Here is a 13,924-nt window from a genome sequence, read left to right as displayed (position 1 = left end):
GAACACTCGGCCGCACCGCAGGCCACGCCCGGCGGTCCCTCGCCCCGCCTGGGCATCCTGGTGGCGAGGCACGGGTGCGACGCTCTTATCGTCGCAGCCGCTGGTCGGCGTCGCGCTTCGTCGGCTGTGGCGCAGAGTCCTCCACGAAGCGAGGACGGCAAGCGAACCAGCCGGCGATCACCCCTGGGACGGCGGTCGCAGCGAGCACCAGGAGCGGGATCGACCATGATCCGGTCGCCTCGCGCAGAAGGCCCAGACCGATCGGGCCGAAGCAGGCCAGCCCATAGCCGATGCCTTGCACGAAGCCCGACACGGCAGAGGCTGTCTGCGGGCTCTTGGTTCGACGGTTGATGAGGGTCATGCAGAGCGGGAAGGTGCTCACCCCGATTCCCAGCGCGCACATCCACACCAGCGTGCCGCCGAGGGGGGACAGGAGCAGGCCCAGGTATCCCGCCACCAGGAAGATCGCACACCCGACGACCACGATGAACGGGTTCTTCATGCGCGTGGCCAGGTGTGGAACCACCAAGGCCGCGAGCATGCCCCATGCCGAGTAGAGCGCGACCATGGTGCCGCCCAGGACCGCGCTGCCTCCTGCGTCGGTGAGCACTGCCGGGACCCAGGTGATGATCCCGTAGTTGGACAGCGAAATCATCGCGAAGAGGGTTACCAGACCCCAGACGGTTGACGATCGGCTGATCCTCGGTCTCGCATCGGTCGCCGTCACTGCCGCGGGCGCGTGGTGATCGGCGGGCAGCCTGACTGCCAGGACGAGCCAGACCACAGCAGCCACAGCAACTGGTCCCGCCCAGATACCTACCGAGAGCCGCCACGTCCCCGCTTCTGCTACCGGGACCGCGAGGAGCGGGGCGATGAACTGGCCCGCCTGCATGAGGATCAGGTAAAGCGAGGTCCACAGGGCCAGACGATCGGCGGACCAGGCCTTCACCAACGGAACGACCACGACGTTCGCGGCTCCGATTCCGGCCAGTGCCAGCACGGTCGAAAGCACCAGCAGCGAGGGCGTTGGAGAGAAGGCACGCACCAGGAGCGACAGAGCGGTCAGGCCCAGCGCCACAGTGGCCGTGCGCTCGAGTCCGAACTTCCTCGTCACCGCTGGGGCGAGAAAACCGAAGATGCCGAAGGACACCGCCGGCACAGTGCCGAGCAGGCCGGACAACGTCACCCCGAAGCCGAGATCGGATCCGATGATCTCCAGGAGCGGAGTGAACCCGGTCACGGCCGTTCGCAGGTTGAGCGCTGTCAGAGCGATGGCGAGCCCGGCCCACAAGGTTAAACGCCCACGGTGCAACGGAACGAGCGCTGAGAGCGATGTCACGTTATACTCCAGTGTAAGGTCAGCAGATGATGGGATTATGGGATGAGTTCCGAAGAGTCTGGCACGCGACAGCCCATGCGTCGAGTGGGACTCATCGACCAGGCTGCCGAGCGCTTCCGCGAGGAGGTGGTCTCCGGACGCTGGCCGGTCGGTGAGCAGATACCGACCGAGGCCGCACTGGTGTCGGAGTTCGGGGTCGGTCGGAACACGGTGCGCGAGGCGCTGCAGTCGCTGGTGCACGCAGGTCTGCTGCGCCGTGAGCAGGGCCGCGGCACCTTCGTCATCTCCAGCTCCGAGCTGACAGGCACTCTTGAACGTCAGCTCGGCGGTGGCACCCGTCGCCACTACCTGGAACTACGCCTTGCCCTCGACAGCGCTGCAGCGTCACTGGCCGCGATGAACCGCTCAGACGCCGACGTCGAGCTGCTGCGCGAGCTGCGCGACCGTCGAGAAGCGAGCTGGTCGACCGACGATCTCGACCTGCGAGCGAGCGCGGACCTCGCCCTGCACCGCGCGATCGTGGCAGCGACGCACAACCCTCTCTACGTCAAGCTGTACTCCAGCATGCTCGACATCTTCGCTGCCCACATGCGCGACGAGAAGAGCGAGGACGAGGACGCGGCACACCGCCACCACCACGAGCTGGTCGAGGCCATCGCGGACGGGGACGCCGACCGTGCTGCCACGAAGGTGGGTTCCATCTTCAAACCCTTCATGCGCTGAACCGCGAGCGACCGGGAGCACCCCTGTTCGCCGCCCGCAATGGCCGCTAGTGGCCCGACCGCACCGGCTCCTGAACGCTCGTCTCGCCAGTGGGAACCTGCGGTGCTACCTGGTAGCACCAGATGTCACGCTCTCGTTACACTCATACGGTGAGCATCTCTGAGCCTGAACGTTCCCACCAGATCTCGCAGCGTGATCTCCGCAATCGATCTGCGGAGATCATGGATGGGCTGGAACGCGGGGAACGGTACGCCGTCACCCGCAACGGCCATCACATCGGCGACCTCGTGCCTATCCGGCGCCGGCGCCGGGCCGTCTCGCGAGCTGAATTCGCCGCGATGTCCCGGGGCATGCCACGTCTGGATGACCGGAAGTACCGCGAGGACATGGACCGACACGTCAGCGACGATCTCTACGACCCCTACGATCGCGCGTACGGCAGAGGCGAGTTCGACGAGGACGGGCAATGACCCTCACGCAAGGGCTGCTCGACACCAACATCCTCATCCTGCGCGCTGGGATCGACCCGGACGAATTGCCCGACGAGATGACGATCAGCGCTATTACAACGGCAGAGTTGTCAGTCGGCGTACTCGTGGCATCCGGGCCGCAGGAACTCGCTCAGCGGATGAAGATCCTGCAGGCCGCCGAGGCTGAGTTCGACCCGCTTCCCTTCGACGAAACCGCCGCCCGCGAGTACGGCCAACTCTGGACCGCTGTCATCGCCTCAGGCCGCAAACCGCTTCCCCGCACAGCCGATCTAATGATCGCTTGCGTGGCGATCGCAAACCAACTGCCGCTCTACACCTGCAACCCAAAGGACTTCAAAGGCCTGGATCATCTGCTCAACGTGGTTCCAGTCACTCGACCACGGTGAGACGGCACGTGGCCCTATCTACCATAATCTGCTGCTGTTTCCCCTCGCTTCCCGTCCCATCGGGCACGTGACGGGGACGGCGATACTCGTTCGGGTGGTCGTGGGCACTGCACCGCGCCTCCCCATACGCTGGGGCGAGTTGACGCAGCAACTGACGCCCTACGCCTGACGAAACAGTCAGTTGCCACGGATACCGTCACCCACCATGAATACCTCGTACAGATGGTCCGATCTCTTCCCGGAGGAAGAGCCGGTGGCCGAAGGCCCAGACCAGCCGCCGTTACCGCCGGGCCACGGTCTCCACCCCCCGGCCGACGAATCAGAAGTCATTCGGCTCGAAGAGCAGTTGGGCGTGAACCTGCCGCCGAGCTATCGGCAGTTCCTCCTGTACTCCGACGGCTGGGGCGTCGAGGAGTACTCCCTGTGGCCGGCCGCGGAAGTCGGCTGGCTCCGTGACATCGCGCCCACAACCATCGAAGCCTGGTCGGTGCCCACAGACGAAGTGCCCGATGACCTCTACTTCGTCTACGGAAAGGAGCAGAACCACCACGCCATCAGAACGGAATATCTGCCCGACACCCTTCTGGTCGGGCTGTGGGATGGATACCTCCTACTCAACCCCCACGTCATGACGCCTGAGGGCGAGTGGGAGGCATGGTTTCTCGCGGCCTGGATGCCCGGCGCCGTGCGTCACAGGTCCTTCTGGGACCTCATAAGACCTGTGTAACCACGCTGTTCGGTGAGCCAGGGTGAGGCTCACCGATCGCCCCCAAGCGCGTACGGCTGCTGGCCACGCCGTGGCGATCAGGCTGCATCTGTGCAACGGAAGAGCGCGAAGACCGACTAACGATCAAAGCCCAGGCGGGGAAAACGATCCCTGGCCTGGGCTTTTGAGTGCGTGGAGCCTAGGGGATTCGAACCCCTGACTTCCTGCTTGCAAATCGGCCTGATCACCAGGGACAACGGCCCCGACCTGGGCGAGGAGTCACCCGGGAGTGACCGTGAGTGCCCCCCTGCTAACCGCCCTTGATGGCCCGCTAATGGCCCGGCGATCATGCGGCGACCTGCCGGGGGCACAGGCGCCCTCCGATCCACCCCGACCTCTTCATAGCCGCCGACACCCAGGACGCAACCGCCGTTTCGATGGTCGGCTCGCTGTAGACCAGAACCCCCTACCTACAGGGGTTGTGTCCGACATAATATGGGCATGAAGAAGTTGCGCTTCTACCGGTCGGCGAGGAGGCACCGCATCGGACAGGCGCATGCCATGCATGTTGTCCGATCTGGGCCCCCAGTGATCGTGCCGGCTAGAGACCCGACGTTGGAGGATCGATGGGTCTGGATCGGCCCCGACGATCGGAGCATAGAGCTGGAGGTGATCGGCATCCTCACCGACAAAGCTCTAGTGATCATCCACGTGATGCCGACCGCGCTACGAAGAAGGACGCCATGACTGAGCACGAGGCAGCCTGGCCACCCGAAGACATCGAACTGGCCCTGGACCACGACTCCGATATCGACAGCGACTCCGAAGAGATCTACGACGCCAAAGGCAACCTGATCACGGACGAGTATGTACGGGACGCAATCGGCGACGTCCACCGCGCGATCGACGAAGGCCGCGTACCCGTGCCTACCAGTCGCCCCGGACGTCCATCGCTCATAGGCGAGAGCGCACATTCCCCAAGGGTCTCCTTCAGACTCCCCGAGGAGTTGCGTGAACGCGCGAGGGTCCGCGCCGAGCAAGAGGGCAAGAGTGTGTCCGCGCTGGCACGGGAAGCCTTTGAGCAATTTCTCAGAGCGGGATGAGCACCCGCGACGAGCGACGGCACCAGGTGGGGCCAAGGAGCTCGACAGCCTCGCGCGAGCACAACTCAAGGGAGGATCGGGCACGCAACGGGCACGGAAGAGCGCGAAGGCCGCATAACGATCAAAGCCCAGGCGGGAAAACGATCCCTGGCCTGGGCTTTTGAGTGCGTGGAGCCTAGGGGATTCGAACCCCTGACTTCCTGCTTGCAAAGCAGGCGCTCTGCCAGCTGAGCTAAGGCCCCTGGGCGGGCGCGAACTGCGAAGACAGGCAGATCTTCGAGCCCTCCGGTGCGTACACCGTAGCAACAGCCCGTGTGCGAGCGCCACTCGACAGCGCATGGGGCATGGCTGCGGGGGGTCAGGAGGCGGAGGTGACCACCGAGGGGGCGCCGACCTCGTTGCCCAGGACGAGGCCGGGAAACTCGGCGATGGAGTCGAGGATGTGGGTGGCGCCGCCGCCGAGCAGGCGCTCCCTGGTGTGGACCCCGGTGAGCACCCCGGCGACGATGGAGGCGCCCGCGCGCCGGCCGCAGAGCATGTCGCTCTCGGAGTCACCCGCCACGGCCACCTGCCGTACGTCGTCGACGCCGGAGCGCAGGACGGCGGTGAGCACCATGTCCGGGTACGGACGGCCACGTCCGGCGTCCTCCGGGCACAGCGCGAGGTCCAGCATGTCGACCCAGCTGAGGGAGCTCAGCACCCGTCCCAGGGTGGCCCGGCTGAAGCCGGTGATCAGGGCGATCTTCAGGTCGGCCTGACGCAGCTTCTCGATCGCCTCGATGGTGCCGGGGATCGGGACCAGGCCGGCCCGCTCGATGGCTCCCTCGTACGAACGCTCGAAGGTGAGGTTGGCGGCCTGCGCCTGTGCCTCGTTGCCGGGGAAGATGCCGCGGAAGACTTCGATCTTCGGGCATCCCCGGGACCTGTGCACATGCACCATCGCGCGGGCATAGGCGCTGGTCCCGGGGACGATGCCCTGCGTGGCGATCGCCTCGGCGAACGCCCGTTCCACCATGTCGGTGTCACCGATCGTGGTCCCGGCCAGGTCCAGACAGGCCAGCTTCACGGGAGTCATTCCCCGCACCTCTGCCACGATCAAGCACCATCCCTGGTGGTCAGTTCTCGCTGCCGGTCGCCTCGGTCCACAGATCGAGCTCGGCCCGGTCGGCCTGCACCTTGCGCCAGACAAGGAGCCCGCCGACGGCGACCAGAGCGAGAACAAGCAGCTTCTTCACGGTGTGACCCCACTTCTTCGACGGTCTCACCTGCCGGGTGAGACAACGCCCGGTTCTACGGTTCCCTGCAGCCTAGCAAGGCTTCGGCGTCCGGCTCGGCCTGCCGGTAATTTCGGTGAACCTGAATACTGGTTTCGGATTTCCTGCCGAGTCCGTCGTACGACCGCGACGACAGGATGACGAGATCAGAACTGCCCAGCTCCCACCGGCGCTAACCCTGACGGCCGGGGCTACGGGCTGTTGGAGGACACGTGGTTTCGGACAGGCGGGGGGCGCTCCGCTCTCAGCGGAAGCCACTCAAACCACTCAGGGAAGGGTCACGCTGAGGCGGATCGTCGTTCCGTCGGCCCCGGTGCGCACGGCGAGGTCGGCCAGGCGGTTCATCAGCCACAGCCCGCGCCCGCCGAAGTCGAACCTCCTCGCGGGCTCCTCACGCTCCAGGACCTCGGCCGGGATGCCGGGACCCCCGTCCGTGATCTCGCACACGAGGGAGCCTGCCTCGCTCCACATGGCGATGCCGCGCGGCGGTGAGCCGTAACGGACGGCGTTGGCGACGGCCTCGTGCACCGCGAGGACGAAGTCCTCCAGCACGATGCCCTCCAGACCGGCCTCCTGCGCGGACACCATGACCAGATGTCGTACCCGGGTGACCGAACTACGGTCGAACTCCAGGCTGAGCAGGCTGCCCGCCACGGTTCTCCACCACCCTTCTGCTTCCCCCGCGCTCCTACACCACTTACCGCCCATACGGACCTGACACGTATTTTCCGGTACGGCTTGCGCCACCGTTCCAGCGGACCGCGGGCAGCAGAGGTCGCGCACGTGACGCTAGCGCATCGTCACAGCTCCGTCAGGAGCAGGCTCAGCGTCCGCTTGGTGTCGGCAAACGGTCTGGCCTGGATGCACAGGCGTTCCATGACCGCGAGATAGCGGTCGATGTCTTCGCGTTTCTCCAGGTAGATGGCACTGGTCAGTTGCTCGAGATAGACGACGTCGGGCAGGCCGACGCCCGCGAAGCGCAGGATGCTGAACGGCCCGCCCGCGGCCGCGTGCCCTCCGGCGCTGAACGGGATGACCTGGAGCGTCACACGGGGCAGGTTGACCATTTCGAGCAGGTGCTCGATCTGGGCCCGCATCACCTCCGGGCCGCCGACCGGGCGTCGCAGCACGGCCTCGTCGATCACCGCCCACAGGTTCGGGGCGTCCGGCCGGGCCAGCAGTTCCTGGCGGTCCATCCGCAGCCGTACGCGGCGCTCGATCTCCTCCGCCGGAGCGTCCGGATGTCCGAGCCGCACCACCGCCGCAGCGTACTCGGGGGTCTGCAGCAGCCCGGGGACGAACTGCACCTCGTAGCAGCGAATGGTGCTCGCGGCCTGCTCCAGGCCGACGTACGCCTCGAACCAGGAGGGCAGAACGTCGTCGTACTTGTGCCACCAGCCCGGCGCGTTGGCCTGGGCGACGAGGGACAGCAACGCCTCGCGCTCCGCCTCGTCGCTGACGCCGTACAGGGTGAGGAGATCGGCGACGTCGCGGCGGCGGAAACCGACGCGCCCGAGTTCCATCCGGCTGATCTTCGAATGCGAGGCGCGGATGGCGTGCCCGGCCTCCTCCAGCCGGATGTGCTTGCTTTCCCGCAGGCGGCGCAGCTGGGTGCCGAGGAGGAGACGCAGAACGGTGGGACTACGGCGTGACTGTGACGCCAGGTCAGGGAGTTGAGGCACACCCTCCGCAGGGGCCGCAGTCATATGAGGTCCTTTGAGGTGCACCGGTGTTTACGCCCTGTTAACGATACTCTCCCCGTCGTCTCGCGCAAGCGGTGCGATCAGTTCTGCAGCAGATCGTCGAATTCGCCCTCTTTGGCGGAGCGGACGAAAGCGGCGATGTCCTGGACGGGCATGATCAGGGCGGGGCCGGACGGGTGCCGGGAGTTGCGCAGCGCGACCAGACCCTGGGGAAGCGCGGCGATCTCGACGCAGTTGCCGCTCGGATTGCTGTGCCGGCTCTTGCGCCAGCCCACCCGGCCCAGATGAGATGAGGGCATCCCGTTGTAGATCACGGACATGTGGGGCCTCGTTTCGGATTCCCCGCTCATGCAAGGACTTTCAAGCGCTTGCACGTGCATCTGTACTTGCACAGCAGCACCAATGGGAGCAGTATGACTTACTGAGTCATCCCGCCACACGGTCGACATCAACCTCATAAGGCTCTCAATGACTGGTTATCGGACAGACCGCGCTTCACTCGCAGAAGCCGATAGCGGTGCCCGTGATCCCTGGCTGGGTACGCTTGAGCAGGTCTTTCCGGACGGCGTGCGGTGGCCGTGGACCAATGGAACGGAGCCCGACGGCGCACCCCAGGTGGCGGTGCACGAATTCCACCGCGAAAGTCTCGCCGCGCGCACCGCGCGCCACTTCACGACGGGTGTGCTGCGCACCTGGTCGATGGACGACGTCTCCGACGACGCCGCGCTCGCGGTCTGCGAACTGGTCACGAACGCCCTGCGGCATGGTCTGCGCCACCAGGCGATCCACCCCGTCCCGGTACGCCTGCTGATGTTCCGGTCGACCCGGGCGCTGCTGTGCATGGTCACGGACCCCAGCAGCGCCGCCCCGGTGCTGCGTGAGCCCGACTACGTGTCGGAGACGGGACGCGGCCTCCAGGTCGTGGCGGGGGTCAGCCGCATGTGGGGCTGGACGCCCCTGCGTCCCGTGGGCAAGGCGGTCTGGGCCGGCTTCACGGCCGAGCGCTCCGGCTCGCACTGCTGACCCACCGGGCCCTCCCCGCCCCCGTCAGGCACCCACCCGGCCCTTCCCCTCTCTTCAGCCCGATTTTCCTCGGTAGTATCGCCGTCTGGGCTGAACGGAGGATCATGCCGGGTTTCCCCCCGGTCGAGCCAGTGGGTTTCGACCCGTCCATCCCGAACGAGGCCCGGGTCTACGACTACTGGCTCGGCGGGAAGAACAACTTCGCCGCGGACCGCAAAGCCGCGGAGATGGCGCTGCAGATCGCGCCCGAGCTGCCGATAATGTGCCGCGAGGGACGCAAGTTCATGCGCAGGACCGTACGGTTCCTGGCCGAGGCCGGAATACGGCAGTTCGTCGACATCGGGTGCGGCCTGCCGACCCAGGGCAACGTCCACGAGATCGCGCAGCGGTACGCCCCCGACGCCCGGGTGGTGTACGTGGACTACGACCCCGTCGTGGTGAACCACGGGCAGGCGCTGGTCGAGGACGACGAGCGCGTGGTGGTGATCCACGGCGACGTGCGCGACCCCGACGGGCTGTTCGCGCACCCGCGGCTGCGCGGGCTCGTGGATCTCGACGAGCCCGTGGCCGTCCTGCTCGTCGGCCTTCTCTCCACCATCAACGACGACGATCTGACGCTCGCCATCACCCGGCGGTTACGCCAAGTGATCACCCCCGGCAGCTACATCGTCATCAGCCACGCGGTCTCCGACATCCGGCCGGAGGTGACGGACAAGCTGTCCCTCCTGTTCGCCAACGAGTGGGCCGCCAAGGACGACGGCCGCACGCGCCTGCCCACCCGGGCGGAAATTCCTCGGCTGTTCGGAGACCTTGAGCTGGTGGAACCCGGCCTCGTCCTGCTGCCGGACTGGCGCCCTGAGCCGGGCAGGCTGCGGCCGCCGAAGAACACGGTGTGGTCGGTCGGCGGCGTCGGCCGCAAAGCCTGACGCGGCACCCTTGTTAGATCTTCGTTGAATATTAACGTGCCTAAGCATTGACAGAAGTAGCGTCAGACGACGACGCTCAGTGAATACTCCAGCTTCCCTAGGGAGGTGGGACAGCGATGATCATCGCCATGTCCTGCTCCATGACCGCCCGCCCGTGCGCGGCGAGCGGTGGATCGACCACCGGCGTGCTCAGCCGGTGCACTTCGTGACCTCCGCCGCGGATCAGTGCGGAGTTCTCTACACAGACACTTATCTCAGCGTCAGGTGGTCCCCGGCGGACGCGTCGGTGATCATCGATGGCGAGGTCGACGTCTCCAACAGTGAGGCCCTGGCGAGCGCGCTCGCAGTGGCGAGGAAGGCGAGCGCCGAGATCGTCATCGACACGGGCGACCTGCGATTCATCGATCTCGCGGGGCTGCGGGCCCTGCTGGCTCCCGCCTCCTTCGTCGCGCACGACGCCGTACGGCTGCGGAACGTGCCGCCGTACCTGGGCCGTCTGCTGAGGATGCTCGACTACTGACGACCACCAAGGACTACGAAGGACTGCCGAGGAGCTCAGCCGACGAGGTCGCGCGCCAGCGTCTCTATCCGGTCCCGCCACTCCTCCAGCACGGAGGTGTGGCCGGCAGCGCCGGTGTCCGTGACGACCAGCCGCGCGCCGTGTCCGGTGCCCCTGGACAGCTCCCAGCGCACCCGTCGCCCGTCTTCGGCATGGCTGGCCCCGGGCCGCTCCGGCCCCGCCGGTGCGACCGTGAACTCCACGTACGCCGGCGTCTCCGCGCCGGGCCCCGCGCCCAGAGCCTCCGGCGTACGGACGGCCGTGACGGTCCCCTCGCCGAGGCGGTCCGGCACCGGGGCGCCGATCGTCGCCCCGGCGGCCCCCACGGCGTTCCAGACCTCTTCCACCGGCCGGGTGAGCTGCCGTTCGAACCGCACCTGCGGGCCGCCCGGCCCGTCCGCTCGTCCGGCCACCGCCTCGGTGAGCCCGAACGCCTCCACGTACGCCTGATGGAGCTCCGGGAAGTTCCCCTCCGGCCACTCGGGTGACCGTCCGGCGACGACCGCTTCCAACGCGCCGAGACAGACCTGCCACCCGGAGGCGTAGCTCGCCGCGGCCGGGCGGTCGTCGAAGACCTGCGTGAAGACGAGCAGGCAGCCGCCGTCCTCCTCCGGCGACAGCTCGAAGCGCAGCAGGTTGTCGCCCTCGCGGGGCATCTCGGGGGTGGAGCGCTGGACGAAGGCGAACACGCGGGGCGGGTCCAGCTCGGTGATCTCGGCGTCCAGCGTCATGCCGCCACCGAACACGATCTTCCCGCCCACCCGCAGGTCCATCTCGGCGACCGTGAACGGGAACCACCGGCCGAGCCGCTCGGGCTCGGTGATCGCCCGCCAGACCTTCTCCCTCGGGTGGGACAGCCTGCGCTCCATCCGCAGCACCGGCCGTCCGTCGAGCTCGTCGAGCGTCGCCTTCACGTCATCTCCTCCGGGTCGTCGTCGGGCGTCTCGTCCAGATGCCTCTCCAGCGCGTCGAAGCTCGCCGACCACAGCCTCCGGTACGGCGCGAGCCACGCGTCGATCTCGGCGAGCGGCTCGGGGCGGAGCTCGTACCACCGGCGCTGGGCGTCCCTGCGCACGCGGACCAGCCCGGCCTCGCGCAGCACCTTGAGGTGCTTGGAGGTGCCGGGCTGGGTCAGGCCGAGCCGCTCGGTGAGCTCCCCGACGAGGCGGGGGCGTTCGAGCAGCAGGTCGAGGATCCGCCGCCGCACGGGCTCGGCGAGTACGTCGAAGGTCGCTGGCACGACCCCGAACATACCCGCTCGGCTATATTCCCGCAAGGTTATTTAATCAGCTGAGGATCTCGTCGAGCTCCTTCAGGGCCGCGTCGTCCGGCCGCCATCCGGCCGCCGCCGCGTTGGCCGCGACCTGCTCCGGCCGGGTCGCGCCCGCGATCACCGACGACACGGCGGGCCGCGCGAGCAGTCCCCCGATGGCCACGTCCAGCAGGGTCACGCCCTGCCGCTCGGCGAACTCCCGCAGCCTCTCCACCACGTCGAACCGCTCGCCGGTCAGATACTGCGGGCGGCCGGCGAGGCGGCTGCCCTCCGGCGGCTGCTCCCCGCGCCGATACTTGCCGGTCAGCAGGCCGTTGGCGAGCGGGAAGTACGGCAGCAGGCCGATGCCGTGGTGCGTCAGCGCCGGGACGAGCTCCTGCTCCACCCGGCGGTCCAGCAGGCTGTACTCGTTCTGGGCGCCGACGAAGCGCTCCAGACCCCCGGTGCGGGCGATCCAGTCCGCGTCGGTGACCTGCCAGGCGGCGAAGTTGGACGAGCCCAGGTAGCGGACCTTCCCCTCCCGCACCAGGTCCGTCAGGACCGACAGGGTCTCCTCGACCGGTGTGGACGGATCGGGGAAGTGCAGCTGGTAGAGATCGATCCAGTCGGTCCCGAGCCGGCGCAGCGACCGTTCGACCGCCAGGCGGACGTAGCGCCGCGAGGCCCGCGCGCCCCAGTCGGGCCCGTTGGCGCCGTGCACGTCCCCGCCGAACTTGGTCGCGAGGACGACCTGGTCACGCCGCCCCTTCAGCACCTCGCCGAGCAGGGCCTCCGACTCCCCGTAGATGTCCGCGGTGTCGATCAGCGTGACGCCGGCGTCGAGCGCGGCGTCGACCACGGCGCGCGTGGCGTCGAGGTCGATCCTGCGGCCGAAGTTGTTGCCGCCGAGGCCGACGGCCGAGACGACGAGCCCCGAGTCCCCCAGCCGCCGATAGGTCATCTCCGTCATGGTTCCCCTCACAGTCCCCTCACCGTCCGCCTCGCCGGCGGCGGAAGCATCACCTCACCGTATTTCGCGCCATCGGAGAGGCCGTCCGGGGGGCGGACGGCGGACGCCCGCGAGAGGATGCCGGGCATGACCACCGTGCGGCACGCTGTCCGGGCCATCCTGTTCGACGGCGACGACGTCGTCCTGTTCCGCCGGGTACGGCCCGAGCGTGAGCCTTACTGGGTCACGCCGGGCGGCGGGGTGGAGCCGGGCGACGTCTCCCTGGACGCGGCGCTGCGCCGCGAGCTCGACGAGGAGCTGGGCGCCACGGCGGGACCGGCGCTGCACGTGTTCACCCTCGCCGAGCCGGGCCGCCTGAGCACCGTCTTCGCCTGCCGGCTCGTCTCGCTCGACCTGTCGCGCCGCAGCGGCCCGGAGTTCCTCGAACCGGACGTCGGCCTGCACCAGGTCCGGCGGGTCCGCCCCGCGGAGGTGCGCACGCTGAACATGGTGCCGCCGGAGCTGGGGGAGTTCATCTCGGCGAGCGCCGCCACGCTGCCCGCGCTGCTCGACGCCGCGACGTACGCCCCGGGCCGGTACCGGCCGGTCGTGGACGTGCATCTGCTGCTGACGGACGGGGACAGGGTGCTGCTCGGCCGCCGCCACGGCACCGGGTACGCCGACGGGGAGTGGCAGATCATGCCGTCCGGGCACCTGGAGGACGGGGAGACGGCCGTCGACGCCACGGTCCGCGAGGCGCGCGAGGAGCTGGGCATCGAGCCGTACGGCTGCGAGGTGGTCCACGTGATGCACCATCGCAACCCGGGCGGCACGGCCCGCGTCGGGTTGTTCCTCGTGCCCAGGGGATACACCGGCACGCCGGTCAACGCCGAACCGCACAAGTGCGCGGAGCTGGGCTGGTTCCCGATGGACCGGCTGCCCGAGCGGACGGTGCCGTACGCGCGGGCGGGCGTCGAGGCCGTGCGCCGCGTGCTCGCCCACGGCCGGACGGCCGCCGAGTCGAACGGGTCCCGCCCGCCGGTCTTCTCCCTGCACGGGTGGGAGACGCCGGGCGCGGCGGAGGCGGCGGCCGAGGCGGCGCGGTCGGGGTTCGAGGAGGTCACGGTCTGTCTCGTCGGCTGGCTCGACGGCACGCCGCTCGTGCGGTCCGACGAGGAGACCGACCGCCTGCCCTCGACGGTCGTACGGCCGGGGGAGGACGTCGAGGCGGCGCTGGCGCGGATCGCGGCGGCCGGGGCGATCGGGGAGACGTGGTTCGCGGGCGCGGACGACTACGTCTCGCCGGCCGGACGCCCCGGGCGGCGGCTGGCCTTCGCCGCCCGCCTGACCACCCCGCCCGAGGGCGTGGTGCCGCTGCCGGCGGGGTCGCTCGGCCGTCTCCCGTACGCCGAGCGGGCGTTCGTCCGCTCTTCGGGACTTCTGTACGGCGTGTCCGGCCGATAGCCTGATCCGGGGCGTGCCGGGAAGTC

At 68.4% G+C, this 13,924-nt stretch carries 19 protein-coding genes and 1 tRNA gene; 10 read left to right on the top strand and 10 right to left on the bottom strand.

Going from position 1 to position 13,924, the window contains the following annotated elements:
• Positions 1-85: 85 nt before the first annotated feature.
• Positions 86-1,339, bottom strand: a complete 1,254-nt coding sequence (locus HHX37_RS01860) for a CynX/NimT family MFS transporter (RefSeq protein WP_182884303.1) — start codon at positions 1,337-1,339, stop codon at positions 86-88.
• A gap of 84 nt (positions 1,340-1,423) precedes the next feature.
• Here HHX37_RS01860 and HHX37_RS01855 point away from each other — a divergent pair, with 84 nt between their 5' ends.
• The 6 genes from HHX37_RS01855 to HHX37_RS01830 all read left to right on the top strand — a co-directional run bounded on the left by HHX37_RS01855 (position 1,424) and on the right by HHX37_RS01830 (position 4,748).
• Positions 1,424-2,062 (top strand): FadR/GntR family transcriptional regulator, encoded by a 639-nt coding sequence (locus HHX37_RS01855; RefSeq protein ID WP_279633844.1) that lies wholly within the window; start codon positions 1,424-1,426, stop codon positions 2,060-2,062.
• A 149-nt stretch (positions 2,063-2,211) separates the two neighbouring features.
• Positions 2,212-2,532 (top strand): type II toxin-antitoxin system Phd/YefM family antitoxin, encoded by a 321-nt coding sequence (locus HHX37_RS01850; protein WP_259403159.1) that lies wholly within the window; start codon positions 2,212-2,214, stop codon positions 2,530-2,532.
• Positions 2,529-2,939 carry a type II toxin-antitoxin system VapC family toxin gene (locus HHX37_RS01845; protein WP_182884302.1) on the top strand — a complete coding sequence of 137 codons (411 nt, stop codon included), beginning with the start codon at positions 2,529-2,531 and terminating at the stop codon, positions 2,937-2,939. The genes HHX37_RS01850 and HHX37_RS01845 overlap by 4 nt, the downstream gene beginning before the upstream one ends.
• A gap of 205 nt (positions 2,940-3,144) precedes the next feature.
• Positions 3,145-3,666 carry an SMI1/KNR4 family protein gene (locus HHX37_RS01840; RefSeq protein WP_182884301.1) on the top strand — a complete coding sequence of 174 codons (522 nt, stop codon included), beginning with the start codon at positions 3,145-3,147 and terminating at the stop codon, positions 3,664-3,666.
• Between the two features lie 480 nt (positions 3,667-4,146).
• Positions 4,147-4,392 carry a hypothetical protein gene (locus HHX37_RS01835; protein WP_182881848.1) on the top strand — a complete coding sequence of 82 codons (246 nt, stop codon included), beginning with the start codon at positions 4,147-4,149 and terminating at the stop codon, positions 4,390-4,392.
• A complete protein-coding gene (locus HHX37_RS01830; RefSeq protein WP_182884300.1) occupies positions 4,389-4,748 on the top strand; it encodes a ribbon-helix-helix domain-containing protein in 360 nt (119 codons plus the stop codon). The genes HHX37_RS01835 and HHX37_RS01830 overlap by 4 nt, the downstream gene beginning before the upstream one ends.
• A gap of 169 nt (positions 4,749-4,917) precedes the next feature.
• Here the strand turns inward: HHX37_RS01830 and HHX37_RS01825 are convergent.
• The 6 genes from HHX37_RS01825 to HHX37_RS01805 all read right to left on the bottom strand — a co-directional run bounded on the left by HHX37_RS01825 (position 4,918) and on the right by HHX37_RS01805 (position 8,045).
• Positions 4,918-4,990: transfer RNA gene (locus HHX37_RS01825), tRNA-Ala, on the bottom strand.
• Positions 4,991-5,106: 116 nt separating this feature from the next.
• Positions 5,107-5,823 (bottom strand): HAD hydrolase-like protein, encoded by a 717-nt coding sequence (locus HHX37_RS01820; protein WP_182884299.1) that lies wholly within the window; start codon positions 5,821-5,823, stop codon positions 5,107-5,109.
• 40 nt (positions 5,824-5,863) lie between these two features.
• Positions 5,864-5,983: a DLW-39 family protein gene (locus HHX37_RS35440; protein ID WP_208802288.1), complete on the bottom strand. Its 120-nt coding sequence runs from the start codon at positions 5,981-5,983 to the stop codon at positions 5,864-5,866.
• Positions 5,984-6,289: 306 nt separating this feature from the next.
• Complete coding sequence (locus tag HHX37_RS01815) at positions 6,290-6,676, bottom strand: ATP-binding protein (protein WP_182884298.1); 387 nt, start codon at positions 6,674-6,676, stop codon at positions 6,290-6,292.
• A gap of 146 nt (positions 6,677-6,822) precedes the next feature.
• Positions 6,823-7,728, bottom strand: coding sequence for a helix-turn-helix domain-containing protein (locus HHX37_RS01810; protein WP_182881843.1), 906 nt, complete (start codon positions 7,726-7,728; stop codon positions 6,823-6,825).
• 77 nt (positions 7,729-7,805) lie between these two features.
• Positions 7,806-8,045, bottom strand: a complete 240-nt coding sequence (locus tag HHX37_RS01805; protein ID WP_111697472.1) for a DUF397 domain-containing protein — start codon at positions 8,043-8,045, stop codon at positions 7,806-7,808.
• A gap of 295 nt (positions 8,046-8,340) precedes the next feature.
• Here HHX37_RS01805 and HHX37_RS01800 point away from each other — a divergent pair, with 295 nt between their 5' ends.
• From HHX37_RS01800 to HHX37_RS37480, 3 genes are all read left to right on the top strand, one after another.
• Entirely contained in the window at positions 8,341-8,748 is a 408-nt protein-coding gene (locus HHX37_RS01800; RefSeq protein ID WP_182881841.1) for an ATP-binding protein, read from the top strand.
• A 104-nt stretch (positions 8,749-8,852) separates the two neighbouring features.
• Positions 8,853-9,674, top strand: a complete 822-nt coding sequence (locus tag HHX37_RS01795; RefSeq protein ID WP_182884297.1) for an SAM-dependent methyltransferase — start codon at positions 8,853-8,855, stop codon at positions 9,672-9,674.
• Positions 9,675-9,960: 286 nt separating this feature from the next.
• Complete coding sequence (locus HHX37_RS37480; RefSeq protein ID WP_182884296.1) at positions 9,961-10,194, top strand: STAS domain-containing protein; 234 nt, start codon at positions 9,961-9,963, stop codon at positions 10,192-10,194.
• Positions 10,195-10,229: 35 nt separating this feature from the next.
• Here the strand turns inward: HHX37_RS37480 and HHX37_RS01785 are convergent, their stop codons facing one another.
• From HHX37_RS01785 to HHX37_RS01775, 3 genes are read right to left on the bottom strand one after another with little or no spacing between them, the layout of a single operon-like run.
• The gene (locus HHX37_RS01785) at positions 10,230-11,147 is read right to left on the bottom strand and encodes an SRPBCC family protein (protein ID WP_310740232.1); all 918 of its coding nucleotides are present in this window, start codon (positions 11,145-11,147) and stop codon (positions 10,230-10,232) included.
• Positions 11,144-11,473, bottom strand: coding sequence for an ArsR/SmtB family transcription factor (locus HHX37_RS01780; RefSeq protein ID WP_111697521.1), 330 nt, complete (start codon positions 11,471-11,473; stop codon positions 11,144-11,146). The genes HHX37_RS01785 and HHX37_RS01780 overlap by 4 nt, the downstream gene beginning before the upstream one ends.
• Positions 11,474-11,519: 46 nt before the next feature.
• Positions 11,520-12,455 (bottom strand): aldo/keto reductase, encoded by a 936-nt coding sequence (locus HHX37_RS01775; RefSeq protein ID WP_220502534.1) that lies wholly within the window; start codon positions 12,453-12,455, stop codon positions 11,520-11,522.
• A 126-nt stretch (positions 12,456-12,581) separates the two neighbouring features.
• Here HHX37_RS01775 and HHX37_RS01770 point away from each other — a divergent pair, with 126 nt between their 5' ends.
• On the top strand, positions 12,582-13,898 hold the full coding sequence (locus tag HHX37_RS01770) for an NUDIX domain-containing protein (RefSeq protein WP_220502533.1): 1,317 nt from the start codon (positions 12,582-12,584) through the stop codon (positions 13,896-13,898).
• Positions 13,899-13,924 lie beyond the last annotated feature (26 nt).

Source organism: Microbispora sp. H10885, assembly GCF_014161415.1.
GTDB lineage: Bacteria > Actinomycetota > Actinomycetes > Streptosporangiales > Streptosporangiaceae > Microbispora > Microbispora triticiradicis.
The sequence above is the reverse complement of the archived record's forward strand: the minus strand, read 5'-3'. Positions and strand labels throughout refer to the sequence as shown.

What these genes read in the sequence shown, in the direction of transcription:
- HHX37_RS01795 (WP_182884297.1), top strand. Translation starts at nt 8,853, where the DNA reads ATGCCGGGTTTCCCCCCGGTCGAGCCAGTGGGTTTCGACCCGTCCATC.
- HHX37_RS01805 (WP_111697472.1), bottom strand. Translation starts at nt 8,045, where the DNA reads ATGTCCGTGATCTACAACGGGATGCCCTCATCTCATCTGGGCCGGGTG.
- HHX37_RS01770 (WP_220502533.1), top strand. Translation starts at nt 12,582, where the DNA reads ATGACCACCGTGCGGCACGCTGTCCGGGCCATCCTGTTCGACGGCGAC.
- HHX37_RS01775 (WP_220502534.1), bottom strand. Translation starts at nt 12,455, where the DNA reads ATGACGGAGATGACCTATCGGCGGCTGGGGGACTCGGGGCTCGTCGTC.
- HHX37_RS01845 (WP_182884302.1), top strand. Translation starts at nt 2,529, where the DNA reads ATGACCCTCACGCAAGGGCTGCTCGACACCAACATCCTCATCCTGCGC.
- HHX37_RS01820 (WP_182884299.1), bottom strand. Translation starts at nt 5,823, where the DNA reads ATGACTCCCGTGAAGCTGGCCTGTCTGGACCTGGCCGGGACCACGATC.
- HHX37_RS01840 (WP_182884301.1), top strand. Translation starts at nt 3,145, where the DNA reads ATGAATACCTCGTACAGATGGTCCGATCTCTTCCCGGAGGAAGAGCCG.
- HHX37_RS01830 (WP_182884300.1), top strand. Translation starts at nt 4,389, where the DNA reads ATGACTGAGCACGAGGCAGCCTGGCCACCCGAAGACATCGAACTGGCC.
- HHX37_RS01810 (WP_182881843.1), bottom strand. Translation starts at nt 7,728, where the DNA reads ATGACTGCGGCCCCTGCGGAGGGTGTGCCTCAACTCCCTGACCTGGCG.
- HHX37_RS01835 (WP_182881848.1), top strand. Translation starts at nt 4,147, where the DNA reads ATGAAGAAGTTGCGCTTCTACCGGTCGGCGAGGAGGCACCGCATCGGA.